Below are 23353 nucleotides of genomic sequence, written 5' to 3' on the forward strand. Positions count from 1 at the left end.
CCATATGACAAAAATACATGCAGCCATTACTGCTGTTGGTTGTTATTTGCCTGAGACAAAGTTAACCAACGCGGATTTAGAGAAAATGGTTGAAACTAACGATGAGTGGATAACCTCTCGAACAGGAATCAAAGAACGTCGCATTCTTAAAGAACCTGGACAAGGTGCTTCGTATATGGCTATAAAAGCTGCGGAGAACTTAATTCAAAAATCAGGAGTAGATCCCAAAGAAATAGACTTAGTCCTATTATCAACTGCTACCCCAGATATGCCTGTAGCTATCACAGGAGTTTACGTAGCCTCACAAATTGGTGCTACGAACGCTTTTGCCTTTGACCTACAAGCTGCTTGTTCGAGCTTCTTGTATGGAATGTCTGTTGCTTCTGCTTATATCGAATCTGGTAAATACAAAAAAGTACTGCTAATCGGGGCAGACAAAATGTCTTCTATTATCGATTACACCGACCGCGCAACATGCATCATTTTTGGAGATGCTGCCGGAGCAGTTTTATTTGAACCCAATACAGATGGTTACGGAGTTATAGATGAATATCTAAGAAGCGACGGAATCGGAAGAGAATACTTAAAAATTGACGCTGGTGGGTCTATTTTACCAGCAAATGCTGAAACAGTTGCCAACAGACAACACTATGTGTTCCAAGATGGAAAAACTGTTTTCAAATACGCCGTATCGAACATGGCTGATGTGAGTGAAAAAATCATGCAACGCAACAATTTAACGCACAATGACGTAAATTGGCTGGCGGCACATCAAGCAAACAAACGCATTATCGATGCTACTGCTCACCGCATGGGAGTAGATGATTCTAAAGTTCTAATGAACATCGAGCGATACGGAAACACAACCTCTGCTACTTTACCCTTATTATTATGTGATTACGAAAGCCAATTGAAAAAAGGTGACAATATTATCTTTGCTACCTTTGGCGGTGGATTCACGTGGGGATCGATATATTTAAAGTGGGCTTACAATAGTTAATTAATTTAGGAAAAACAACTAACCAATACAGTAGTATGGACATTAAAGAAATTCAAAACCTAATCAAATTCGTAGCGAAATCAGGAGCTACAGAAGTAAAATTAGAAATGGATGATTTTAAAATCACCATCAAAACAACAGAAACAGGAAGCACTGAAACAACGTATATCCAACAAGTTCCAGTAGCACAATCAATGCCACAAGCACCCGTAGCTACAGCAGCTGCAGCACCTGTTGCAACTGAAGCTGCAGCAGCAGCTCCAGCAGGAGAAGAGGCTAAATACATCACTGTAAAATCTCCAATCATCGGAACATTCTACAGAAAACCAGCACCAGACAAAGCTCCTTTCGCAGAAGTAGGAACCGTAATCAAACCTGGAGATGTAGTTTGTGTTATTGAAGCAATGAAATTATTCAACGAAATTGAATCTGAAGTATCAGGTAAAATCGTAAAAATCTTAGTTGATGATTCGTCACCTGTTGAGTTTGATCAGCCTTTATTCTTAGTTGACCCATCTTAAGAAATTAAACAATCCTTCCCTGCTTGCGGAGAAGAAAAGTACAATTAGAATTTAAAATTTCAGAAGATGTTTAAAAAAATATTAGTAGCTAATAGAGGTGAAATTGCTTTACGCATCATTAGAACGTGTAAAGAAATGGGAATTAAAACTGTAGCTGTGTATTCAACTGCAGATGCAGACAGCCTTCACGTACGCTTCGCTGACGAGGCTGTGTGTATTGGACCTGCTCCCTCAAACCTATCGTATTTAAAAATTTCCAACATTATCGCTGCAGCTGAAATCACAAATGCTGATGCGATTCATCCTGGATATGGTTTCTTAGCTGAAAATGCGAAGTTTTCTAAGATCTGTCAAGAGCACGGTGTTAAATTTATCGGTGCTTCTCCTGAGATGATTGAAAAAATGGGAGACAAAGCGACAGCGAAAGAAACAATGAAGTTAGCTGGAGTACCTACGGTTCCAGGTTCTGATGGGTTATTAGACTCATTAGAACACGCAAAAAAAACAGCCAAAGAAATTGGTTACCCTGTCATGATGAAAGCAACTGCTGGAGGTGGTGGTAAAGGGATGCGTGAAATCTTCAAAGAAGAAGAAATCGAAAAAGCTTGGGAAAGTGCTCGTCAAGAGGCTGCTGCTGCCTTTGGAAACGACGGTATGTACATGGAGAAACTAATCGTTGACCCGCGTCACATCGAAATCCAAGTAGTAGGAGATTCTTATGGAAAAGCATGTCACTTATCTGAAAGAGACTGTTCCATCCAAAGACGTCACCAAAAACTTACGGAAGAAACTCCTTCTCCATTCATGACTGATGAATTGAGAGACAGAATGGGATTAGCCGCTGTAAAAGCCGCTGAATTCATCAAATATGAAGGAGCAGGAACGATTGAGTTCTTAGTGGACAAAGATCGCAACTTCTACTTCATGGAAATGAATACGCGTATCCAAGTAGAACACCCAATCACAGAACAAGTAATTGATTACGATTTAATTCGCGAACAAATCTTAGTGGCTGCAGGTGTGCCTATCTCGGGTAAAAACTATACGCCTAAATTACACTCGATCGAATGTCGTATCAACGCTGAAGATCCTTTCAACGACTTCAGACCTTCTCCAGGAAGAATTACTACGTTGCATGCGCCAGGAGGACATGGAGTGCGTTTAGACACTCACGTGTATTCTGGATACTCTATTCCGCCAAACTACGATTCAATGATTGCCAAGTTGATCACAACCGCTCAAACAAGAGAAGAAGCAATCAACAAAATGAAACGTGCGTTAGACGAGTTTGTAATCGAAGGAATCAAAACAACTATTCCGTTCCACAGACAATTGATGGATGATCCAAATTACAGAGCAGGAAATTATACTACTGCTTTTATGGAATCATTCAAGATGAAACCTTTAGAAGAAGAATAGTAATTCATCTATAATACAAAAAAGGCCACCTGTTATTAGGTGGCCTTTTTTAGTTTATATTTACTTAAATATTTTTGTTTATTCTTTTTAATTGAGCTATTTTTAATAATTAACAATCAAAAAACAAAAATCATGAAGTACCACTACTTATTTTAACAGTATTTTTATTCTTATTTTCTTATCAAGCTCAAGTTCCAGATAGACCAGGTATTCCAACTGTCATATACACTTGGGTAGAGAAAGGGCCAGATTTAGTAAAAAGAGTAATCATCAAATGTGATGGAAACACAAAATACAATTGCTTTGATTTAGTCACTGAAGAAGATCGTCCACTTCAGAAATGGGAAAAACTTCCGTTTGACCAATCTTACAGTGACGAGCCCGTAAAACTTGAATACATCCAAGAAGGAATCAAATTTGAAGAAGCTGGTGCACTAAAACGTTTCAAAGGTGAATCTGTTGGAAAAGCATCTTCTTACACAATTGAAATGACAGTGAAAAAACAGTCCTTTTCTCTTACATTGACAACAAATAAATAAAAACAATTTTTCTTTGTTGCCATACAACCCTCTCTATTTATGAAGAAATTATTTTTTTATCTTTTTATTTTTCTAGGACTAACACAAGTTCAAGGTCAAAACTATGCTGCCATTGATCAATTTATTAAAAATAATATCCCCCTGTTAGATTACACCGAACAAGGAGAATTTGAGCAATTAAATTTCCTTTTATCCATTGATGATTGCGACAAATGCATTCCGCAATTACATAGTTACCTCTCTCAAATAGATTCAGTCCCACCCTTTACCATTAACGTCATTACAAACAACCTAGCATTCGCTAAAAAAACCTTAGGTACTACTCCGTTAAAATACCATTTATATTTAAATAAAGAAATATTTACAACTCATTTAAATGGCAGTTCAGGTCTATTTTACAAAGATATGAGCTACTCCATTTATAGTAAAGAAAAAGATATTAGAGCCAAAATAAAAAATGCCAAAGAAAGAATTCTCCATTTTAAACATTTTACTAAACGTAAAAATATCTTTTTAGCACAAGATGAACTAATGTCCGAAGCCCCTTATATCAACGTAAACCTTTTACCCAACAATCGTCTTTTTCTCTACGACTACAAATTAAACACGGGATTACTACTCCATCTACAAGCCACAAATGATTCGATATACAGTACACACAACAAATACTACAGTCCGAATATACAAAAGCTTAAAAAGCTCTACGATTTACCATTTAGTGGTCACAATCTTTTGTCTTTAGAAGACACACAAAAGCAATCCATCCTCAATCATATAGAATTGATTAACGTGTATTCCTTAAATTACTGGGATAACACCTACTATATTGTTTTTGGGGTTACTAGAATGATGAAAAACGAAGACACAAATAACTTCTCCTATTATCCAGAATATTTTATAGCCACAAAACAAGACGCTCAAGAAGAGATCGAAAACTTACTAGACCCCTCCTCTTATAGCCATTATTATAAAGTTGATCAATTACAATACAAAGATTTGACAGGCACCATCATTCTTCACATCACTGATAAACCTTATTTTAAAAGTAAGGATAAACTAACTTGGCGCGCTAGAATACAACCTGAAGGAGAAAGAAAGATGAATTACCTAGGCTTAGCCACAGTAGAATTGAAAAACGACGCCGTACATATCATAGCCCTAGATGAAGAATTTGAAGAATTCACCGATAATAATACACTCTTTACATTTCAAAACAAAAACTACAATTTGACAAAAAACATGAACGATGCTAGTACAAGTGAAATTTTTGAATTAAAAGAGTTCAAGCAAGGCTATACAGATTGTTTTCTTGAACGACTTATAGTCAAATAAAAACACAAAAAAATAAAAAACTAAGAGATTAAACCCTGTAAATTTTCAAAAAAACACAAGCTAGAATATTTTTTAATAAAAAATTCAAATTCAATCTGTTTAGACACTAAAAAAACTATATATTTGGTGTTCTAATATTTTTATTTTTACAAAATGCACACAGGCGTAATTAAATTCTTCAACGAAGACAAAGGATTTGGTTTCATTACTAATGAAGCTACTAAACAAGACATCTTTGTTCACATCACAGGTTTAAACACAAAGAATGTAGAACAAGGTAACCGCGTTTCTTATGACGAGGAACAAGGGAAAAAGGGGCTTATTGCCACTAATGTACAAGTGATAGAAGATTAAGAAAATATATATAATTTTCCGTTACAACGAAGCTATCTAACTCGCGTTAGGTAGCTTTTTTTTATTCTTATAATTACTATTTATAATTAATCTAAATACATATTGAGGCATATTAAAGAATTAGCAGAAGACCAAGAGTTCCAAAGCTTTGTAAAGACGATCTAGGGCTCTATATTTGTATGTTGTATCTAATATAAAACTTGTACTTATGCAATCAAGTCAACTCGATTTTATACCAATTTTAATGCAAATCGCACTAGCTGCGGGATTTGTATCCATGACGATATGGGTTTCAGGGAAACTAGGACCTAGAAAAAAATCAAAAATCAAAGACAGTACTTGGGAATGTGGAATCGAATCGCTCGGAAACGCGCGTATTCCTTTTAACGTAAAGTATTTCTTAGTTGCGATTCTCTTTGTTTTATTTGATGTGGAAGTAGTATTCCTTTATCCTTGGGCGATGAACTTTCAAGAATTGGGATGGGACGGATTAGCTAAAATGGGAATTTTCTTATTCTTGTTGTTAGTTGGACTTTTATATGAATTTAAAAAGAAGGGTCTCGAATGGGATTAAAATACTAGGAAGATGAGCGATAAAAAATATAAAACAGTAGAGGCTCCTGAAGGTTATGTGGGAGAAGGCTTTTTTGCTACAAAATTGAGTGAAGTTGTTGGTTTGGCTCGTTCAAACTCGATGTGGCCTTTGCCTTTCGCAACTTCGTGTTGTGGAATTGAGTTTATGGCTACCATGGCCGCAACGTATGATATTGCGCGTTTTGGATCGGAACGTATGAGTTTCTCTCCTAGACAAGCGGATATGTTGATGGTGATGGGTACAATTTCAAAAAAAATGGCTCCGATTTTACGCCAGGTATACGAACAGATGGCTGAACCGAAATGGGTAATCGCCGTTGGTGCTTGTGCTTCTTCTGGAGGTATTTTTGACACTTATTCTGTACTACAAGGAATTGATAAAGTAATCCCTGTAGACGTTTATGTTCCTGGTTGTCCTCCTAGACCTGAACAGATTCTTGATGGCGTGATGAGATTGCATGAGATCGTCAAAGCAGAATCGGTTTATAGACGTGGTACAAAAGAATACGACGAATTATTAAAATCGTATAACATAGAAAGTAAATAGTTATGGCATTAGATAATCAAACCATTCAGAAAACTTTAATCGACCAATTCGGTTTGTCGGTGAAAGAATTTCACGAACAACACGACTTACTTGTTTTTGAAGTCGCGCCTGATACCCTTCACGCAGTTGTTCAGTTTTTGAAAGAAAATGACCAGATGAATTTCAACTTTCTAACGGATGTTTGCGGGGTGCACTACCCTGATTCTGAAGAAAATCGCCAGTTTGCCGTGGTTTACCACATGCACAATTGGATGGATAACGTGAGAATTCGCTTCAAAGCGTACCTAAACGGCAAAAATCCAGTGGTTGATTCTGTTGTTGATTTATTCAAATCAGCCAACTGGCAAGAAAGGGAAACCTATGATTTCTATGGAATTAAATTCAAAAATCATCCGCAATTGAAACGTATTTTAAATATGGATGAGATGGAATCTTTCCCGCTGCGCAAAGAATTTCCAATGGAAGATGAAGGAAGAACAGATAAAGACGATCGATTCTTTGGTAGAACGATTCACAATTGTTAATAACTGATTAAGAATCACGAGTATGTCAGATTTATTATTACCACCAGAACAGCGATACGCGAAGCTTATCGAGGAGAAGTTTAAAGAAGATGGTACCGAGTTACAAATCTTAAACTTAGGTCCTACGCACCCAGCAACGCATGGTATCTTTCAGAATATTATCTTATTAGATGGTGAAAAGGTTTTAGATGGAGAAGGCACCATTGGATACATCCACCGTGCTTTTGAAAAGATTGCCGAAAACCGTCCTTTCTACCAAATTAACGTATTAACAGATCGCTTGAACTATTGTTCTTCACCGATTAACAATACGGCTTGGTGGATGACTGTAGAAAAAGCATTGGGTATTGAAATTCCAAAACGCGTACAATATCTGCGTGTGATTATCATGGAATTAGCACGTATTGCAGACCATATTATTTGTAGTTCTGTCATGGGTGTAGATACAGGAGCCTTAACCGGATTCTTATATGTATTCCAATACCGAGAAAAAATATACGAAATCTACGAAGAAATCTCAGGTGCTCGTTTAACGACAAATATGGGACGCATTGGTGGTTTCGAAAGAGAATGGAGCCCAGCTGTATTCCAAAAAATTGAAGAGTTTTTAGCTGAATTCCCTGCGATTTGGAGCGAATTTGAAGGTTTATTGACAAGAAATAGAATCTTCATGGATCGTACCATAGGTGTAGGTGGAATCTCTGCTGAAGAGGCTATTAACTTCGGGTTTACAGGGCCAAACTTACGTGCTGCTGGTGTAGATTACGACGTTCGCGTAGCAACACCTTACTGTTCTTATGAAGACTTCGACTTTGAAATCCCCGTGGGAACCGCCGGAGATTGTTACGACCGTTTTTGCGTGCGTAATGCCGAAGTATGGGAAAGTATGAAAATCATTCGTCAAGCATTGGACAAAATGCCAGAAGGCCCTTACCACGCGGATGTTCCTGAATATTACCTTCCTCCAAAAGAAGATGTGTACACCAATATGGAAGCTTTAATTTATCACTTTAAAATTGTGATGGGTGAAGTTCCCGTTCCTGTAACTGAACTATACCACTGTGTAGAAGGGGGGAATGGAGAGCTAGGATTCTACTTGATTACAGATGGCAGTAGAACCCCGTACAGATTGCATTTCAGAAGACCTTGTTTTATCATTTACCAAGCGTATAATGACATTGTAAAAGGAGGTATGTTATCGGATGCGATTATTACCCTATCGAGTTTAAACATCATTGCAGGAGAATTAGACGCTTAAATCATGGAAACGAAGAAATACAAACAAAATATAAATATCACGCCTGAGCTACAACAACGCATTGACGAATTGTTGAGCCACTACCCTGCTGATAAAAAGAAATCAGCACTTTTACCTGTTTTACACGCAGCACAAGATGCACATGACAACTGGTTGAGCGCGGAATTAATGGATAAAGTGGCGGAGATATTAGGCATTACATCCATCGAAGTATACGAGGTAGTTACCTTTTATACCATGTACAACCAAAAACCAATGGGTACGTATATGTTTGAATTTTGCTTAACCTCATGCTGTGGCATCCGTGGAGCAGACGATATGATGGAATATGCTTGTGAAAAATTAGGTATTAAACCAGGAGAAACAACACCTGACGGGTTATTTTCAGTGGTGGGCGTACAGTGTTTAGGCGCTTGTGGATATGCTCCCATGATGCAGTTAGGCGACTTTTACAAAGAGCACTTAACGCGTGAAAAAATCGACCAAATCATTGATGATTGTAAAGCAGGAAAAGTAATTCTTCACGACAAATAGTAATATGGCGACAAAAATATTATTAGACAAAATCAATATCCCTGGGATAAAATCATACGACGTTTACCGCGAAAATGGCGGGTATGCATCGGTGGAAAAGGCATTGAAAACAATGGCGCCAGATGATATTACAGAACAGGTAAAAGCATCGGGACTACGAGGTCGTGGAGGTGCAGGTTTCCCTGTGGGTTTAAAATGGAGTTTCATCGACAAAAAATCGGGTAAACCAAGACACTTGGTGTGCAATGCCGATGAGTCTGAACCAGGAACATTCAAAGACAGATACTTAATGGAATATATCCCTCACTTACTGATTGAGGGAATGATTACCGCTAGTTATGCCTTAGGTGCAAACTTGTCGTATATCTACATCCGTGGAGAATATATGTGGGTTTTCAAAACCCTAGAAAGAGCCATCAAAGAAGCTTATGCTGCAGGATGGTTAGGAAAAAATATCTTAGGAACGGATTACTCGTTAGATCTACACGTGCACTGTGGTGCGGGAGCTTATATCTGTGGAGAGGAAACAGCCCTAATTGAATCTTTAGAAGGAAAAAGAGGAAATCCTCGTATCAAACCACCTTTCCCTGCGGTAAGTGGTTTATGGGGAAATCCAACCGTAGTTAACAACGTAGAATCCATTGCTAATATTCCTTGGATTGTTAACAACTCAGGAGACGACTATGCAAAAATTGGCTTAGGTCGTTCTACAGGAACCAAATTAATTTCTGCCTCAGGACACATTAGAAAACCAGGCGTATACGAAATTGAAATGGGTATTACGGTAGAAGAATTCATTAATTCAGATGAATATTGTGGCGGGATGATGGATGATCGACCAATCAAGGCGTTAATCCCTGGTGGTTCTTCTGTGCCCATCTTACCTGCACATTTAATTTATAAAACAGCCAATGGTGAAGATCGTCTAATGACGTATGAATCTTTATCTGATGGTGGTTTTGAATCAGGATCTATGTTGGGGTCTGGAGGTTTCATCGTGTATAACGATACGGCTTGTATCGTAAGAAACACATGGAACTTTGCTCGTTTTTACGCACATGAAAGCTGTGGACAATGTTCACCTTGTCGTGAAGGAACGGGTTGGATGGAAAAAGTATTACACCGCATTGAAACTGGACACGGAACAATGGATGATATCGATCTATTGTGGAACATCCAAAGCAATATTGAAGGAAATACCATTTGTCCTTTAGGAGACGCTGCTGCTTGGCCAGTTGCCGCTGCTATTAGACATTTTAGAGCCGAGTTTGAATATCACGTTTTATTCCCTGAAAAAGTAAAAGACAGAAATCACTATGTCAACGAACCTTTTTCGAGCATAAAACACCTGATTAATAAATAATTCACGCTAATTTTTTAGCTAAAAAGCACAATTTATGAAAGTTACTATAGACGGACATGAAATAGAAGTAGAACCAGGAACATCCATTCTACAAGCAGCAAGAATGATTGGTGGGGAATCTGTTCCTCCAGCGATGTGCTATTACTCAAAACTAGAGGGAACAGGAGGAAAATGTAGAGCTTGTTTAGTCGAAGTTTCTAAAGGAAGCGAAGCAGATCCGCGTCCGATGCCTAAATTAATGGCTTCTTGTAAAACAGGAGTGATGGACGGTATGGAAGTAAAGAGCATCTCTTCACCACGAGTTTTAGAAGCGAGAAAATCAGTAACGGAATTTCTTCTTATTAATCACCCGTTAGACTGTCCTGTTTGTGATCAAGCTGGGGAATGTGATTTGCAAAACTTAGCGTTCCAACACGGAAAAGAACAAAAGAGATACCAGGAAGAGAAAAGAACATTCGAGCCTGAAAATATAGGAGATAACATCCAATTACACATGAATCGTTGTATTCTGTGCTATCGCTGTGTAAAAACAGCCGAGCAATTAACAGACGAGCGCGTACATGGGGTATGTGGTCGTGGAGAACACGCTCAAATCTCAACTTATATTTCTGCGGCAATTGAAAATGAATTCTCTGGGAATATGATTGACGTATGTCCGGTAGGCGCATTAACGGATAAAACCTTCCGCTTTAAATCGCGTGTTTGGTTCAACAAACCGTATAATGCACACCGCAACTGCCCTACTTGTTCAGGAAAAACAACTGTGTGGATGTTTGGAGACGAAATTCAACGTGTCACTGCTCGCAAAGACGAATTCCACGAAGTAGAAGAATTTATCTGTAACTCGTGTCGCTTTGACCACAAAGAAACAAGTGATTGGGTGATTGAAGGACCGCGTAAATTCGAGAAATTCTCTGTAATTAATCAAAATAACTACACGAAAAAATTAGATCATGTAGTGATAAAAACAGAAAAACACATTCTAGAAGGACGCGAGCAAGATCACAAAAAGATCAGTATGAAAGCGATTCCTTTTACAAACGATGAATCTAAAGAATAAAACGGTAGAACATGGATAAAGCTATTATTATAGATAAAGCAATTATTATTGTAGTTGTATTCGCAATTACAATGCTTATGGCGATGTATGCTACGTTAGCAGAACGAAAAATTGCAGCGTGGATACAAGATCGTTTAGGTCCAAACCGTGCAGGTAAAGGGGGAATTCTTCAGCCTTTAGCCGATGGTTTAAAACTATTCGCTAAAGAAGAGTACGAACCAACAACACCTAACCGATTCTTATTCAAATTTGGTCCATTTTTGGCGATGACCTTAGCATTGATGACCAGTGCTGTATTGCCATGGGGAGACAAATTTGTGTTATTTGGAAGAGAAATTATTTTACAAGCTGCCGATATCAACGTTGGATTATTGTACATCTTAGCTGTATTATCCGTTGGGGTTTACGGAATCATGATTGGTGCTTGGGCTTCGAACAATAAATATTCTTTGATGAGTGGTATTCGTGCTGCTTCACAAATGATTTCATACGAAATTGCAATGGGACTTTCCCTTATTTCTTTGTTGTTGTTAACACAAAGTATGAGCATGAGAGAAATCGCTTTGCAACAAAGTGGAATGAACTGGAACGTATTTTATCAACCGATTGGGTTTTTAATCTTCTTGATTTGTTCTTTCGCAGAAACCAATAGAGCACCTTTCGACTTAGCAGAATGTGAACAAGAGTTAATCGGTGGATTCCACACCGAATATTCTTCGATGAAGATGGGATTCTATCTATTCGCTGAATACTCTAACTTATTTATCTCTTCAGCGATCATTTCAGTTTTATACTTTGGAGCGTTTAACTATCCAGGTATGGCTTGGGCCGTTGAAAATTGGGGAGTAAATATTGCTAACGTATTGGGTATTTTCGCCCTATTCATCAAAATATTTTTCTTCATCTTTGTTTATATGTGGGTGCGTTGGACTTTACCGCGTTTCCGTTATGATCAATTGATGAACTTAGGATGGAAAACCTTAATCCCATTGGCATTATTGAACTTAATCGTTACAGCAGTTGTAATCTTACTATTAAACTAATTAAACATGTCATCAACTAATACATATTCTTTATCAGGAAGAAAGAAGATGGTTTCGAACAAGAAACTAACTTGGAGTGAGCGCATCTATTTAGTTGCGATTTTCAAAGGAATGATGGTTACCTTAAAACACATGTTTAAGAAAAAGGTGACAATTTCTTATCCGGAGCAAACACGTCCATTTAGCCCTGTTTACCGCGGTAGACATACGCTAATGCGCGACGATGAAGGAAGAGAGCGCTGTACGGCTTGTGGTTTATGTGCTTTATCTTGTCCTGCGGAAGCGATTACCATGAAAGCAGCGGAACGCACACCAGAAGAAAAACACTTATACCGCGAGGAAAAGTATGCTGAAATCTACGAGATTAACATGCTGCGTTGTATCTTCTGTGGTTTATGTGAGGAAGCTTGTCCGAAACAAGCGATTTACTTAACTAAATCAGGCGAAATTACAAAAGCAGATATCACTCGTGAGAACTTTATCTACGGAAAAGATAAATTGGTTATGCCTTTAGAGGCAGCTATTGCTAATACGAACAAACAGAATCAAGCGTAATTATGGTAGAAATTTTATTTTACATCCTTTCGACAATTACACTCGGAAGTGCAGCGTTAACGTTGTTGAGTAAAAACCCTATTCACAGCGCTTTGTGGTTGGTTGTTAGTTTCTTCTCAATAGCCGGTCATTACATCCTATTAAACTCTCAGTTTTTAGGGATGATCCACATTATGGTTTACTCTGGGGCAATCATGATTTTAATGTTATTTACCATCATGTTAATGAACTTAAATATCAGCCACGAAGTATCAAAACCACTAGTATCTAAAGTCGTAGCCACGATTGCCTTCTGTTTAGTAGGTCTATTGTTGTTATCGATCACTTTAAGAGGAAATCAAGCGTATGAACTACAATATGCTAATCACGGACAAGACTTCCAGTCGGTTCACGTATTAGGAAAAGTATTGTTGAATGAATACGTAGTTCCATTTGAAATGGTTGCAGTATTATTATTACTTGCTATGATTGGAGCAGTATTGATTTCGAAAAAAGACAAATCTGAAAAAGCAGTATAAGTATGGAAAATGTAATTGAAATCATCGGTATTGATAAATACATCTACTTATCAATTTTATTATTCTGCATCGGAGTATTTGGAATATTATATAGACGAAACGCAATTGTGATGTTTATGTGTATTGAGATTATGTTGAACTCAGCGAATATGTTATTAGTCGCTTTTTCAACCTATCACCAAGATGCACAAGGACAAGTTTTTGTTTTCTTTACCATGGCCGTTGCCGCAGCAGAAGTTGCTGTTGGATTAGCGATTCTGGTATCGATCTACAGAAATATTGGCGCAATTGATATTGATAAATTAAAGAACTTAAAAGGATAATTCCTTATGGATACAAACGTAATTTTACTTTTATTATTAGTCCCATTACTTGGGTCTTTGGTCAATGTTTTCTTCGGAAAAAAATTAGGTAATGGTTCAGGAATTATTGCAACGGTAGCCGTTTTAATTTCTTTTATCATCTCATTACTTGCTTTTATTCAAGTAAACAGTACTAAACAACCCATCGAAATTGAACTATTCGAGTGGATGGCTTTAGCTAACTTCAACGTTACTTTTGGCTTCCTACTCGATCAACTTTCACTCTTGTGGTTGTTATTCGTAACAGGTATCGGAACATTGATTCACTGGTACTCGACGAACTACATGAAAAATGACGAAAACTACGCTAAGTTTTTCGCTTATTTAAATCTATTCATCTTCTTTATGATTGTGTTAGTTACAGGAAGTAACTTGTTAATCACATTCATCGGATGGGAAGGTGTAGGGCTATGTTCTTATCTATTAATCGGATTTTGGCATAAAAACCAGTCGTATAACGACGCCGCTAAAAAAGCATTCATCATGAACCGTATCGGGGATTTAGGCTTTTTAGTTGGGGTATTTATCTTGGCTTTCTTGTTTCAATCTTTGGATTATATGACGATAAAAGAAGCCTTAATGCAAGGAACAAACCACCAAATCAACATGTGGATTGGTTGGGCAGCCTTAGCTTTATTCATTGGAGCAGTAGGAAAAAGTGCTCAGATTCCATTGTATACGTGGTTACCTGATGCGATGGCAGGACCAACGCCTGTGTCTGCGTTAATTCACGCGGCAACCATGGTAACTGCTGGTATCTTCTTAATCACAAGATTAAACTTTGTTTTTGATCTAGCTCCGCATATCCAAAATATCATTGCCATTGTTGGTGCATGTACGTCGTTATTTGCTGCAACTATCGGATTGGTACAAACGGATATCAAAAAAGTATTAGCCTATTCAACTGTATCTCAATTGGGATTAATGTTTATGGCTGTAGGTTTCGGAGCTTATGAAATTGCAGTGTTCCACGTAGTAACACATGCCTTCTTCAAAGCTTGTTTATTCTTAGGTTCTGGATCGGTTATCCATGCAATGGGTGGTGAACAAGATATGCGTAATATGGGTGGTTTAAAGAAATTTATGCCAGCTACTTATGCAACCTTCCTCTTAGCGACGATCGCTATTTCAGGGTTCCCTCCTTTCTCAGGATTCTTCTCGAAAGACGAAATCTTGTTAACTGCTTTCAGTCACAATCCTGTATTATACGTAATCGGATCGATTGCATCTATCATGACAGCGTTTTATATGTTCAGATTGGTGTACTTGACCTTCTTTAAGAATTTCAGAGGAACACAAGAACAAAAGAATCACTTACACGAAAGTCCAGCAGCTATCACCGTTCCGTTGTGGATCTTGGGTATTTTATCTGTTGTAGGTGGAGTAATTAGCCTACCTGGAAACAGCTGGTTAAACAGCTATTTAGAGCCTATTATTGTGAACAGTGCGAACGCACATCCACACGTTTTAGGAACAACAGAATACATCCTAATGGCTATTGCTGTTATTGGTGCGTGTATTGGTTTATTTATTGCGTATAGCAAATACATCAAAAAAGGTGAACTTCCTCCTGCAGATGAACAAATGACAGGATTCCACAAGGTATTATACAACAAATACTATATAGACGAAATTTACATGAAAGTGATTGTAAAACCAATCTACGCCCTTTCTGTATTCTTTAGAGACGTGGTAGAAGTAGTATTATCTGAAGCCATTTATGGATTAGGAAAAATAGCAGATGGATTGTCTTTACAAGGAAAGAAAGCACAAAACGGAAACATCGGCTTGTACTTATTCGCCTTTGTATTCGGAATCTGTTTGATGTTGTATTATTTATTCATTGCAAGATAATTTAGAGAGATGAACGTAACTATATTATTATTAACGTTATTAGTTGGAGCATTTGCTACGTTTTTAGCAAATAAAACCCTTGCCCCTAAAATTGCTTTGCTATTCGGGTTAGTCGCATTTGTAGAAACAATTGCCATCATTTGCCAACACAATTCAGGAGTAAATGCCGGTTTTACCACGCAATGGATTGCAAATCCAAACATTCACATTGCCCTAAAAGCGGATGGATTAGCTTTAGCCCTTGTTTTATTAACAACGATGTTAACACCGCTAATCATTTTATCCTCTTTTGGAAATCACATTGAAAAATCAAATCTATTCTACGGTTTAGTGATGTTCATGGCATTCGCTATGACAGGAACATTCTTGGCTGCAGATGGATTCTTATACTATATTTTCTGGGAGTTATCTTTAATTCCAATCTACTTCATCGCTTTACTATGGGGGAATGATACGTTCGAAGCACGTAAAAAAGCAATTTTTAAATTCTTTATTTACACCTTCGCTGGATCTTTATTCATGTTGGTTGGGTTTATTTACCTGTACCAGAAAGCAGGTAGCTTCTTATTGGCAGATTTATACAACGTAAGCTTAACAAGTCAAGAGCAATACTGGATTTTCCTTGCGTTCTTCTTAGCTTATGCAATTAAAATTCCTATTTTCCCTTTCCATACGTGGCAGGCATCAACCTATGAAAAAGCACCAACTGTTGGAACCATGCTTTTATCAGGGATTATGCTAAAAATGGGATTGTACTCTATCATCCGTTGGCAATTGCCAATCACTTCATCAGCGGCAAAAGATTTAATGCCTACGATTTTAGTGTTGTGTATCATCGGAGTAGTATACGGATCAATCGTTGCGTTAAAACAGGTGAACATCAAGCGTTTCTTCGCTTATTCATCTTTAGCACACGTTGGTTTAATTGCTGCTGGAGCGTATACGTTAACTTTAGATGGTTTATTAGGAGCCGTATATCAAATGTTAGCCCACGGTTTTGTCATTGTAGGTTTATTCTACGTAGCTGAAATTATGTACAATAGATTCGAAACAAGAACAATCAGTGAAATGGGAGGAATTCGCCAACAAGCGCCTCAATTCGCTTCGCTGTTCATGATCTTGTTGTTTGCTTCCATTGGTTTACCTGGAACATTCAGTTTTATAGGTGAGTTCAGCTTGCTATTCGGTCTATCGCAAATCAACATCTGGTACGCGATCATCGGAGGAACAAGTATTATTTTCGGTGCCTTCTATATGTTGCGCATGTTCCAAAGATCAATGTTAGGTGAAACGAATACCAAAGTATTTACAGACGTAACCTTAAACGAAAAAATTGTATTAGGTGTATTAGTCATCACGGTTATTTTCCTTGGTGTTTACCCTAAACCAATTACCGATTTAATTACGCCAAGTTTGGTTGAAATCGTATCCTATATTAAATAACAATTGAGATTCAGCTTATTCTGAAACCATCATTCCAAAATATAAAAGATGAATACATTAATAGCAGTTGGAGTATTAGCGGTTATCGTTCTACTAGCAGAGATCATTAATTTGAGAAAATTAATCATCCCGCTAACGATTGTAGGACTACTGGGAATTCTGGGTTACACGCTTTGCAATATTGACGTGGTGGAAGCCCATTACAACAATATGATTGTGACTACTAAGTTTTCTAGTGCCTTTTCTTCTTTATTTATTGCCCTAACTATTTTGTTAGTGGCCCTGAGTAAAGACTTTTATCAAACGCAATTTTCTAAAATATCAGACTATATTTCGTTAAAATTATTCTTGCTCATGGGAGCCATTTCCATGGTGAGTTTCGGAAATATGGCGATGTTTTTCATGGGATTAGAAATTCTTTCTATTACCCTATATATTCTTTGTGGATCCGATCGTACCAACATCAAGAGTAACGAATCGGCCATGAAATATTTCTTATTGGGGTCTTTTGCTTCTGGTGTAGTTCTTTTCGGAATTGCCTTAGTTTATGGAGCAACAGGATCATTTGACTTAGCGCAAATTGCCCAATTAACAACAACAAATGCAATGCCGGTTTGGTATGCTTTAGGAGTAACCATGGTCATCATCGGTATGTTGTTTAAAATCGCAGCTGTACCTTTCCATTTCTGGGCACCAGACGTATACCAAGGAGCACCAAACTTAACAACGGCTATGATGAGTACGTTAGTAAAAGTAACAGCTGTTGCAACCTTGTATAAAGTATCGATCAACTTATTACACCAAATGCCATCGCACTATACAACCGCTATTGTAGTGATTGCAATCTTAACGATGACAGTGGGTAATATCATGGCGTTACGCCAAGATAATATGAAGCGTTTATTGGCTTATTCGGGTATTTCGCATGCTGGTTTTATGATGATGGCGTTAACTGCTTTAGGTAGCGCAACGCCAAACTTATTCTACTACGCTACTTCGTATGCCTTTGCAGGTATTGCTGCTTTTACCGTATTAACGATTGTAACCAAAGGAAAAGACAACGAACACATCGATAACTTCAAAGGATTAGGCAAATCTAACCCCCTTTTAGCGGTTATCTTATCCGTTGCCTTATTATCTATGGGAGGTATTCCAATCTTCGCTGGTTTCTTCGGAAAATTCTTCTTATTCACAGAAGCAGTGAAAAACGGATTCATCACTTTAGTAATCTTCGGGGTAATCAACTCTTTCATCAGTATTTACTACTACTTAAAAATCATCATCTTGATGTTTGCTAAGCAAGAGGAAGAAACAGAAACACCAGCAATTCAAGTGCCAATGGCCTATACAATCGTTGGTTTAGTCGCTGTTGCTGCCGTTGTAGTATTCGGTTTATGTCCTTCACTTGTTTTAGGACTCTTCAACTAAGAACAAATAAATAACAATTCAATAAATTACGAAAGACCAAGTATTCTTCTGAATGCTTGGTTTTTTTTTTGGTTATCAGTTAACAGCGGAATGCTACCTTCGTTTGCTTTTTTGTTTTTTTGCTTTTGCGCTTTTCTGACAACTTTTTCATTAAAAAGCAATTTTGCTATTCAGAAGATTCAACCGATAACGCATAACCGATAACTATCTTGTTTTTTTGATTTTCTGTTTTTTCGATTTTTTTTCCGATTCTACCAACTAAAGAACAATTTTACTATACAGAGAAAATCTCACCTCCCAACTAACACCTCCCAACTAACACCTCCCAACTAACACCTCCCAACTAACACCTCCCAACTAACACCTCCCAACTAACACCTCCCAACTAACACCTCCCAACTAACACCTCCCAACTAACACCTCCCAACTAACACCTCCCAACTAACACCTCCCAACTAACACCTTCTCACCCTCTCACCCTCTCACCACCTCACCACCTCACCACCTCACCCACTCACCTTCTCACCCTCATAAACAATTCAAACAACAACTAAAAATCTCATTCAAAAAACAAATAAAACACAGATTTTCAACTACTTAAATAAAAAAATAAAACAAAAAACCTTATTTTAGCACTCCCAAACTTAACTTTTTAACTTACTATAAACAAAGTACTTCTTCAGTATACTTGCGATTAAAAGAAAATTGCTAAGTCCATTTGGTACAATAAACCAATCCTATTGAAGTACATCGAATACCTAAATCACATACTATGAGTACAAAACCCCTACACTGTGTAATTTCTGAAAACGACAGACACAATCTTTTACTACTACAGCAATTGTATAACCACAATCCAAATTTTGCAGCTTATGCCAAAAGTATTACTTCGCTTTTTTATTATTATATGCACAACTGCACCCCGCAAAATGATGATTTTGAACTCAATACCGATGATGTACACAGTGTACTTGAATTGGTCAATACCCTTCAGAACTTAAAACAACCTACAAACTAAAATTTTTCATGATTAATCATCTACTAACGTAAAAAGCAGTAACAAACCTAGGTTTGCAACTGCTTTTTTATTTTTTTGAAATATATGGAATCGAATTCGATTTTATAACCACGTTGTACGGAACAAAATTGGCCTTCTCAAGCGCCTCTACTACATTAGGTTCAACATTAGAAGATATCCAAGCATCATCCATAATATACGACATAGAAAACGAGTACTTGTTTTTTTTATTCGTATCAACAACATATTCTTTCGAATCCAAATAGTTGGAATCGCCCCCCTTTTTTAAAACAAAAAGATAAGAAAACAGCATACTTTCTCCTTTTCCCAATAAGATGAGCGAAGTAAAAGTATCTATTTTAGGCAATTCCCTGATTGCTTCATCATCACAACTAGAGCGAGTAACTAGGGTCATTGTGTACTTTTCTTCAGCCGTATTTTCTTCAAAATGTTCACTAATTCTTCGTCCTTTAAAAAAAGAATGATAAGACAAGAAGCTTTTTTCTTGATTCCCGACAATTGTATCTAACGCAAGCCAAATATTTTGCTTTGAATGGTTCACTAATTTCACTTGTAATAGCGTGCTATCACGAACTTCCTTTTGTTGAATTTCAAAATACACATCAGCCTTTTTACTCTGGGACATCCCGAATGCAAAAACAAATAAAAAAAATAGGGTCACAATCTTCTGCATCAGTTTCAATTTAATGACTAAACTACTTCTATTCCTTTAAAAAAAGAAATCAAACCTTAAAATCTCGTTCACAATTCAAATAACTAACTAAAAAACAGACAGTTGAATCTTAAAATAAACTAAAATTAATTTATCTTTAGTATTCCTAAATTTCAAGTTTCACACCACAAAAAAAGATTTTGCCTGTAATTGGATGGTGGCGATATTGGAAACAACCGCAACGCTACTTGAAGCGTAGGACACCTAAACTTTACAGGCTTCTATAATTCCCTAATTCAAGTATTATGAGCACAAAACCTCAACCCTCCACGCTATCCAAGAAAGATAGCCACAACTTAGCGCTATTGCAAGAGTTGTATAATCTCAACCCCAATTTTGCCTCTTATGCGCAAAGTATCAATGCTCTCTTTTACTACTACGTTCAACATTGTACAGAAAATGCGGATGAATTCTTTCTGAACTCCTCCGAAGTACATCAGGTATTAGAAATTGTCCATACACTACAAAAACTAAAGAAACCTAAAAACTAATTTTTTCCTATGACACAATACCTTACAACGTAAAAAGCAGCAATAAACCCAAGTCTTTTGCTGCTTTCTATTTTCATTCATTTTAGAATCTCAACGTTCTGTTTTCATTTGCTCCCAATACTTCATGGTTGATTCATAACACTCAAGGCTTCTCAACGTATTGTTTCGCTGTTTTTCTCGAAACAAAGTTCGCAATGAATCAATATATTGGGCTAAGTCTTCACTTTCATAAAAATCAAAAGCTCGCCTAAACGTCATATGTGCTTTTAAGTTTTTATCGTCCAAAGGCATATAGGGTCCATATTCCTTCTTTAACCATTTATCTCTTATCCGGTTGTAGTTTTCATCTATATACGAAGGATGATCCTCAGAATAAAAATCAACCATTAAACAGACATCATGATATAGTTCCGTACTTGATATATCAAATAAGGAATCATACGGAATCTTATACTGTTCCCTCTCCATTTCTAATGCTCTTTCGTATAAATCCATAAAAGCATATTGCCGATGGATTGCCAACAAACCTTCTATTTTTTGATCATTTTGATCCTGTTCTCTTTTTACAGTTGTTGAACAACTGATGAAGAAAAAACATCCGAAAATAAAAATTACTTTTTTCATATCATACCATTCGAGACTTCCAAAGTTCGTCTATCGATTGCTTCATATCCCCTTCTGCTAAACCCTCTTTTCAAAACTACAAGTATAAAATTAGTTAAGCAACAAATACAATATTCTTTATCAGAAGTATAGACTCTGAAATTAGTGAATTATACTACACTTAATTTCAGCACTTACTTACCAACTTAAAGTTCAACAAAACAAATCCGGAACAACAATCTCATTCAAAATTCAAACAACCACCTAAAATACAACAACTTAAACACTAAAAAACAGGCTAAAAAAGTTACCTTTAGTACTCCTAAATTTCAAGTTTTACACCACAAAAAAAGATTTTGCCTGTAATAGGATGGTGGCGATATTGGAAACAACCGCGACGCTACTTGAAGCGTAGGACACCTAAACTTTACAGGCTTCTATAATTCCCTAATTCAAGTATTATGAGCACAAAACCTCAACCCTCCACGCTATCCAAAAACGATAGCCACAACTTAGCCCTATTGCAAGAGTTGTATGACCTCAACCCTAATTTTGCCTCTTATGCGCAAAGTATCAATGCCCTCTTTTACTACTACGTTCAACATTGTACAGAAAATGCGGATGAGTTCTTTCTCAACTCCTCAGAAGTACATCAGGTATTAGAAGTAGTCCATACGCTACAAAAACTAAAGAAACCTAAAAACTAATTTTCCCCATGACACATTACCTTACAACGTAAAAAGCAGCAATAAACCCAAGTCTATTGCTGCTTTTTATTTTCATTCATTTGAGAATCTTAACGTTTTGTTTTCATTTGCTACCAATACTTCATCGTTGATTCATAACACTCAAGGCTTCTCAACGTATTGTGTCGCTGTTTTTCGCGAAACAAAGTTCGCAATGAATCAATATATTGATCTAAGTCTTCGCTTTCATAAAAATCAAAAGCTCTCCTAAACGTCATATGTGCTTTTAAATTTTTATCGTCCAAAGGCATATAGGGTCCATATTCCTTCTTTAACCACTTATCTATTAACCGATAGTAGTTCTCATTGTCATAAGTTGGATGGTCTTCTGAATAAAAATCCATTACTATACAAAACTCATGATATAATTCCATACTTGATATATCGAATAAGGAATCATACGGAATCTTAAGCTGTTCTTTCTCTTTCTTTAACGCTCTTTCGTATAAATCCATAAAAGCATATTGCCGATGGATTGCCAACAAACCTTCTATTTTTTGATTAATGAGCTCTTGTTCTCTTTTTACAGTTGTTGAACAACTGAGTAAGAAAAAACATCCGACTATAAAAATTACTTTTTTCATATACTATCATTCGAGGTTATCAACGTTCGTCGATCGATTGTTTCCTATCCCCTTCTGCTAAACTCTCTTTTCAAAGCTACAAGTATAAAATTAGCTAATCAACAAATAAAATATTGTTTATCAGAAGTATAGACTCTAAAAATCAGTAGACTATACTGCACTTAATTTTACCACTTACTTACCAACTTAAAGTTCAACAAAACAAATCCAAAACAACAATCTCATTAAAAATTCAAATAACCATCTAAAAAACAATTAGTTAGAATAAGTAAAAACCAAAAAACATAGTACATTTAAAATTCTTAAAGCAATAACATTAAACTTCTAAAATATTTTTCCGTAGGGCAAGGTGGCACATTTGGAAACGACTGCAATGCTGTTATTGGCATAGGACACCTAAACCTTACGGTTTTTACACCATTCTTAAACAATAACAGTATGAGCACAAAACCTCAACCCTCCACGCTATCCAAGAAAGATAGCCACAACTTAGCGCTATTGCAAGAGTTATATGACCTCAATCCCGATTTTGATTCCTATGCACAAAGTATCAATGCCCTCTTTTACTATTATGTACAGCATTGTACAGAAAATGCAGATGATTTTTTTCTGAACTCCACTGACGTCCTTCAAGTATTAGAAGTAGTCCAAACGTTACAAAAACTAAAGAAACCCAAAAACTAATTTTTCTCTCATGATGCATCTCCTTTTAACGTAAAAAGCAGCAATAAACCCAAGTCTATTGCTGCTTTTTTATTTTTAAATGAGGCTGACCTCAAGCTATATATTCCTTACGAACACCCACAGTTTCCGCTCCCACAAGAGCCGCCTCCTTTTTTGTTACTCTTTTTACCAAAGCTCTTTTTTACAAAATAACCAATGGCAAAAAGCAATAAGGCATAAACGATGATTTCTTGATAATTCATATCG

General features: G+C 36.8%; 27 protein-coding genes. 23 read left to right on the forward strand and 4 right to left on the reverse strand.

What is annotated here, in order from left to right; genetic code table 11:
• Positions 1-4 precede the first annotated feature (4 nt).
• The 20 genes from FBR08_RS05660 (at position 5) to FBR08_RS05755 (ending at position 19266) form a co-directional block, all read left to right on the forward strand.
• A complete protein-coding gene (locus tag FBR08_RS05660) occupies positions 5-1000 on the forward strand; it encodes a beta-ketoacyl-ACP synthase III (protein WP_158961827.1) in 996 nt (331 codons plus the stop codon).
• A 35-nt stretch (positions 1001-1035) separates the two neighbouring features.
• Positions 1036-1521 carry an acetyl-CoA carboxylase biotin carboxyl carrier protein gene (accB, locus tag FBR08_RS05665; protein WP_158961828.1) on the forward strand — a complete coding sequence of 162 codons (486 nt, stop codon included), beginning with the start codon at positions 1036-1038 and terminating at the stop codon, positions 1519-1521.
• 66 nt (positions 1522-1587) lie between these two features.
• Entirely contained in the window at positions 1588-2940 is a 1353-nt protein-coding gene (gene accC, locus FBR08_RS05670) for an acetyl-CoA carboxylase biotin carboxylase subunit (protein WP_158961829.1), read from the forward strand.
• A gap of 578 nt (positions 2941-3518) precedes the next feature.
• The gene (locus FBR08_RS05675) at positions 3519-4811 is read left to right on the forward strand and encodes a hypothetical protein (RefSeq protein WP_158961830.1); all 1293 of its coding nucleotides are present in this window, start codon (positions 3519-3521) and stop codon (positions 4809-4811) included.
• 153 nt (positions 4812-4964) lie between these two features.
• On the forward strand, positions 4965-5165 hold the full coding sequence (locus FBR08_RS05680) for a cold-shock protein (RefSeq protein WP_158961831.1): 201 nt from the start codon (positions 4965-4967) through the stop codon (positions 5163-5165).
• 208 nt (positions 5166-5373) lie between these two features.
• On the forward strand, positions 5374-5739 hold the full coding sequence (locus FBR08_RS05685) for an NADH-quinone oxidoreductase subunit A (protein ID WP_158961832.1): 366 nt from the start codon (positions 5374-5376) through the stop codon (positions 5737-5739).
• A gap of 12 nt (positions 5740-5751) precedes the next feature.
• Positions 5752-6306 carry an NADH-quinone oxidoreductase subunit B gene (locus tag FBR08_RS05690; protein WP_060875509.1) on the forward strand — a complete coding sequence of 185 codons (555 nt, stop codon included), beginning with the start codon at positions 5752-5754 and terminating at the stop codon, positions 6304-6306.
• A 2-nt stretch (positions 6307-6308) separates the two neighbouring features.
• Positions 6309-6830 carry an NADH-quinone oxidoreductase subunit C gene (locus FBR08_RS05695; protein WP_158961833.1) on the forward strand — a complete coding sequence of 174 codons (522 nt, stop codon included), beginning with the start codon at positions 6309-6311 and terminating at the stop codon, positions 6828-6830.
• A 22-nt stretch (positions 6831-6852) separates the two neighbouring features.
• On the forward strand, positions 6853-8088 hold the full coding sequence (locus FBR08_RS05700; protein WP_158961834.1) for an NADH-quinone oxidoreductase subunit D: 1236 nt from the start codon (positions 6853-6855) through the stop codon (positions 8086-8088).
• Positions 8089-8091: 3 nt separating this feature from the next.
• Positions 8092-8622: an NADH-quinone oxidoreductase subunit NuoE family protein gene (locus tag FBR08_RS05705; protein ID WP_158961835.1), complete on the forward strand. Its 531-nt coding sequence runs from the start codon at positions 8092-8094 to the stop codon at positions 8620-8622.
• A gap of 4 nt (positions 8623-8626) precedes the next feature.
• Entirely contained in the window at positions 8627-9985 is a 1359-nt protein-coding gene (nuoF, locus tag FBR08_RS05710; protein WP_158961836.1) for an NADH-quinone oxidoreductase subunit NuoF, read from the forward strand.
• 34 nt (positions 9986-10019) lie between these two features.
• Positions 10020-11045 carry a 2Fe-2S iron-sulfur cluster-binding protein gene (locus FBR08_RS05715; RefSeq protein ID WP_158961837.1) on the forward strand — a complete coding sequence of 342 codons (1026 nt, stop codon included), beginning with the start codon at positions 10020-10022 and terminating at the stop codon, positions 11043-11045.
• A gap of 11 nt (positions 11046-11056) precedes the next feature.
• Positions 11057-12088 carry an NADH-quinone oxidoreductase subunit NuoH gene (nuoH, locus tag FBR08_RS05720; protein WP_158961838.1) on the forward strand — a complete coding sequence of 344 codons (1032 nt, stop codon included), beginning with the start codon at positions 11057-11059 and terminating at the stop codon, positions 12086-12088.
• A gap of 6 nt (positions 12089-12094) precedes the next feature.
• Positions 12095-12643 carry a NuoI/complex I 23 kDa subunit family protein gene (locus FBR08_RS05725; protein ID WP_158961839.1) on the forward strand — a complete coding sequence of 183 codons (549 nt, stop codon included), beginning with the start codon at positions 12095-12097 and terminating at the stop codon, positions 12641-12643.
• A 2-nt stretch (positions 12644-12645) separates the two neighbouring features.
• Positions 12646-13161 (forward strand): NADH-quinone oxidoreductase subunit J family protein, encoded by a 516-nt coding sequence (locus FBR08_RS05730; RefSeq protein WP_158961840.1) that lies wholly within the window; start codon positions 12646-12648, stop codon positions 13159-13161.
• Positions 13162-13163: 2 nt separating this feature from the next.
• Entirely contained in the window at positions 13164-13484 is a 321-nt protein-coding gene (nuoK, locus tag FBR08_RS05735) for an NADH-quinone oxidoreductase subunit NuoK (RefSeq protein ID WP_002989006.1), read from the forward strand.
• A gap of 6 nt (positions 13485-13490) precedes the next feature.
• Entirely contained in the window at positions 13491-15377 is a 1887-nt protein-coding gene (gene nuoL / locus FBR08_RS05740) for an NADH-quinone oxidoreductase subunit L (protein WP_158961841.1), read from the forward strand.
• 9 nt (positions 15378-15386) lie between these two features.
• Entirely contained in the window at positions 15387-16820 is a 1434-nt protein-coding gene (locus FBR08_RS05745) for a complex I subunit 4 family protein (protein WP_158961842.1), read from the forward strand.
• A gap of 48 nt (positions 16821-16868) precedes the next feature.
• Entirely contained in the window at positions 16869-18248 is a 1380-nt protein-coding gene (locus tag FBR08_RS05750) for an NADH-quinone oxidoreductase subunit N (RefSeq protein WP_158961843.1), read from the forward strand.
• A gap of 772 nt (positions 18249-19020) precedes the next feature.
• Positions 19021-19266: a hypothetical protein gene (locus FBR08_RS05755; RefSeq protein ID WP_158961844.1), complete on the forward strand. Its 246-nt coding sequence runs from the start codon at positions 19021-19023 to the stop codon at positions 19264-19266.
• A gap of 67 nt (positions 19267-19333) precedes the next feature.
• Here FBR08_RS05755 and FBR08_RS05760 read toward each other — a convergent pair whose 3' ends face one another.
• Positions 19334-19960, reverse strand: coding sequence for a hypothetical protein (locus FBR08_RS05760; RefSeq protein WP_158961845.1), 627 nt, complete (start codon positions 19958-19960; stop codon positions 19334-19336).
• A 284-nt stretch (positions 19961-20244) separates the two neighbouring features.
• Here FBR08_RS05760 and FBR08_RS05765 point away from each other — a divergent pair, with 284 nt between their 5' ends.
• Entirely contained in the window at positions 20245-20490 is a 246-nt protein-coding gene (locus FBR08_RS05765) for a hypothetical protein (RefSeq protein ID WP_158961846.1), read from the forward strand.
• 90 nt (positions 20491-20580) lie between these two features.
• On the opposite strand, the gene FBR08_RS05770 is transcribed toward FBR08_RS05765, so the two are convergent.
• On the reverse strand, positions 20581-21114 hold the full coding sequence (locus FBR08_RS05770; RefSeq protein WP_158961847.1) for a hypothetical protein: 534 nt from the start codon (positions 21112-21114) through the stop codon (positions 20581-20583).
• Between the two features lie 440 nt (positions 21115-21554).
• Between FBR08_RS05770 and FBR08_RS05775 the strand changes: the two genes are divergently transcribed.
• Positions 21555-21800: a hypothetical protein gene (locus FBR08_RS05775; RefSeq protein ID WP_158961848.1), complete on the forward strand. Its 246-nt coding sequence runs from the start codon at positions 21555-21557 to the stop codon at positions 21798-21800.
• Between the two features lie 110 nt (positions 21801-21910).
• Here the strand turns inward: FBR08_RS05775 and FBR08_RS05780 are convergent, their stop codons facing one another.
• Positions 21911-22423: a hypothetical protein gene (locus tag FBR08_RS05780; RefSeq protein ID WP_158961849.1), complete on the reverse strand. Its 513-nt coding sequence runs from the start codon at positions 22421-22423 to the stop codon at positions 21911-21913.
• Between the two features lie 438 nt (positions 22424-22861).
• Here FBR08_RS05780 and FBR08_RS05785 point away from each other — a divergent pair, with 438 nt between their 5' ends.
• The gene (locus tag FBR08_RS05785; protein WP_158961850.1) at positions 22862-23107 is read left to right on the forward strand and encodes a hypothetical protein; all 246 of its coding nucleotides are present in this window, start codon (positions 22862-22864) and stop codon (positions 23105-23107) included.
• A 107-nt stretch (positions 23108-23214) separates the two neighbouring features.
• Here FBR08_RS05785 and FBR08_RS05790 read toward each other — a convergent pair whose 3' ends face one another.
• Positions 23215-23349 (reverse strand): FeoB-associated Cys-rich membrane protein, encoded by a 135-nt coding sequence (locus FBR08_RS05790; protein ID WP_158961851.1) that lies wholly within the window; start codon positions 23347-23349, stop codon positions 23215-23217.
• Between the last annotated feature and the right edge of the window lie 4 nt (positions 23350-23353).

Origin of the sequence: Myroides fluvii, assembly GCF_009792295.1 — a bacterium.
GTDB classification, from domain to species: domain Bacteria; phylum Bacteroidota; class Bacteroidia; order Flavobacteriales; family Flavobacteriaceae; genus Flavobacterium; species Flavobacterium fluvii_A.

Bases quoted from the DNA above. Each gene is read 5' to 3' on its own strand.
- FBR08_RS05770 (WP_158961847.1), bottom strand. From the start codon at position 21,114: ATGAAAAAAGTAATTTTTATTTTCGGATGTTTTTTCTTCATCAGTTGT.
- accC (WP_158961829.1), top strand. From the start codon at position 1,588: ATGTTTAAAAAAATATTAGTAGCTAATAGAGGTGAAATTGCTTTACGC.
- FBR08_RS05660 (WP_158961827.1), top strand. From the start codon at position 5: ATGACAAAAATACATGCAGCCATTACTGCTGTTGGTTGTTATTTGCCT.
- FBR08_RS05690 (WP_060875509.1), top strand. From the start codon at position 5,752: ATGAGCGATAAAAAATATAAAACAGTAGAGGCTCCTGAAGGTTATGTG.
- FBR08_RS05780 (WP_158961849.1), bottom strand. From the start codon at position 22,423: ATGAAAAAAGTAATTTTTATAGTCGGATGTTTTTTCTTACTCAGTTGT.
- FBR08_RS05745 (WP_158961842.1), top strand. From the start codon at position 15,387: ATGAACGTAACTATATTATTATTAACGTTATTAGTTGGAGCATTTGCT.
- FBR08_RS05755 (WP_158961844.1), top strand. From the start codon at position 19,021: ATGAGTACAAAACCCCTACACTGTGTAATTTCTGAAAACGACAGACAC.
- FBR08_RS05750 (WP_158961843.1), top strand. From the start codon at position 16,869: ATGAATACATTAATAGCAGTTGGAGTATTAGCGGTTATCGTTCTACTA.
- FBR08_RS05790 (WP_158961851.1), bottom strand. From the start codon at position 23,349: ATGAATTATCAAGAAATCATCGTTTATGCCTTATTGCTTTTTGCCATT.
- FBR08_RS05695 (WP_158961833.1), top strand. From the start codon at position 6,309: ATGGCATTAGATAATCAAACCATTCAGAAAACTTTAATCGACCAATTC.
- nuoK (WP_002989006.1), top strand. From the start codon at position 13,164: ATGGAAAATGTAATTGAAATCATCGGTATTGATAAATACATCTACTTA.
- FBR08_RS05785 (WP_158961850.1), top strand. From the start codon at position 22,862: ATGAGCACAAAACCTCAACCCTCCACGCTATCCAAGAAAGATAGCCAC.
- FBR08_RS05765 (WP_158961846.1), top strand. From the start codon at position 20,245: ATGAGCACAAAACCTCAACCCTCCACGCTATCCAAGAAAGATAGCCAC.
- nuoF (WP_158961836.1), top strand. From the start codon at position 8,627: ATGGCGACAAAAATATTATTAGACAAAATCAATATCCCTGGGATAAAA.
- FBR08_RS05680 (WP_158961831.1), top strand. From the start codon at position 4,965: ATGCACACAGGCGTAATTAAATTCTTCAACGAAGACAAAGGATTTGGT.
- FBR08_RS05675 (WP_158961830.1), top strand. From the start codon at position 3,519: ATGAAGAAATTATTTTTTTATCTTTTTATTTTTCTAGGACTAACACAA.
- nuoH (WP_158961838.1), top strand. From the start codon at position 11,057: ATGGATAAAGCTATTATTATAGATAAAGCAATTATTATTGTAGTTGTA.
- FBR08_RS05730 (WP_158961840.1), top strand. From the start codon at position 12,646: ATGGTAGAAATTTTATTTTACATCCTTTCGACAATTACACTCGGAAGT.
- FBR08_RS05775 (WP_158961848.1), top strand. From the start codon at position 21,555: ATGAGCACAAAACCTCAACCCTCCACGCTATCCAAAAACGATAGCCAC.
- FBR08_RS05705 (WP_158961835.1), top strand. From the start codon at position 8,092: ATGGAAACGAAGAAATACAAACAAAATATAAATATCACGCCTGAGCTA.
- FBR08_RS05700 (WP_158961834.1), top strand. From the start codon at position 6,853: ATGTCAGATTTATTATTACCACCAGAACAGCGATACGCGAAGCTTATC.
- FBR08_RS05725 (WP_158961839.1), top strand. From the start codon at position 12,095: ATGTCATCAACTAATACATATTCTTTATCAGGAAGAAAGAAGATGGTT.
- nuoL (WP_158961841.1), top strand. From the start codon at position 13,491: ATGGATACAAACGTAATTTTACTTTTATTATTAGTCCCATTACTTGGG.
- FBR08_RS05760 (WP_158961845.1), bottom strand. From the start codon at position 19,960: ATGCAGAAGATTGTGACCCTATTTTTTTTATTTGTTTTTGCATTCGGG.
- FBR08_RS05715 (WP_158961837.1), top strand. From the start codon at position 10,020: ATGAAAGTTACTATAGACGGACATGAAATAGAAGTAGAACCAGGAACA.
- accB (WP_158961828.1), top strand. From the start codon at position 1,036: ATGGACATTAAAGAAATTCAAAACCTAATCAAATTCGTAGCGAAATCA.
- FBR08_RS05685 (WP_158961832.1), top strand. From the start codon at position 5,374: ATGCAATCAAGTCAACTCGATTTTATACCAATTTTAATGCAAATCGCA.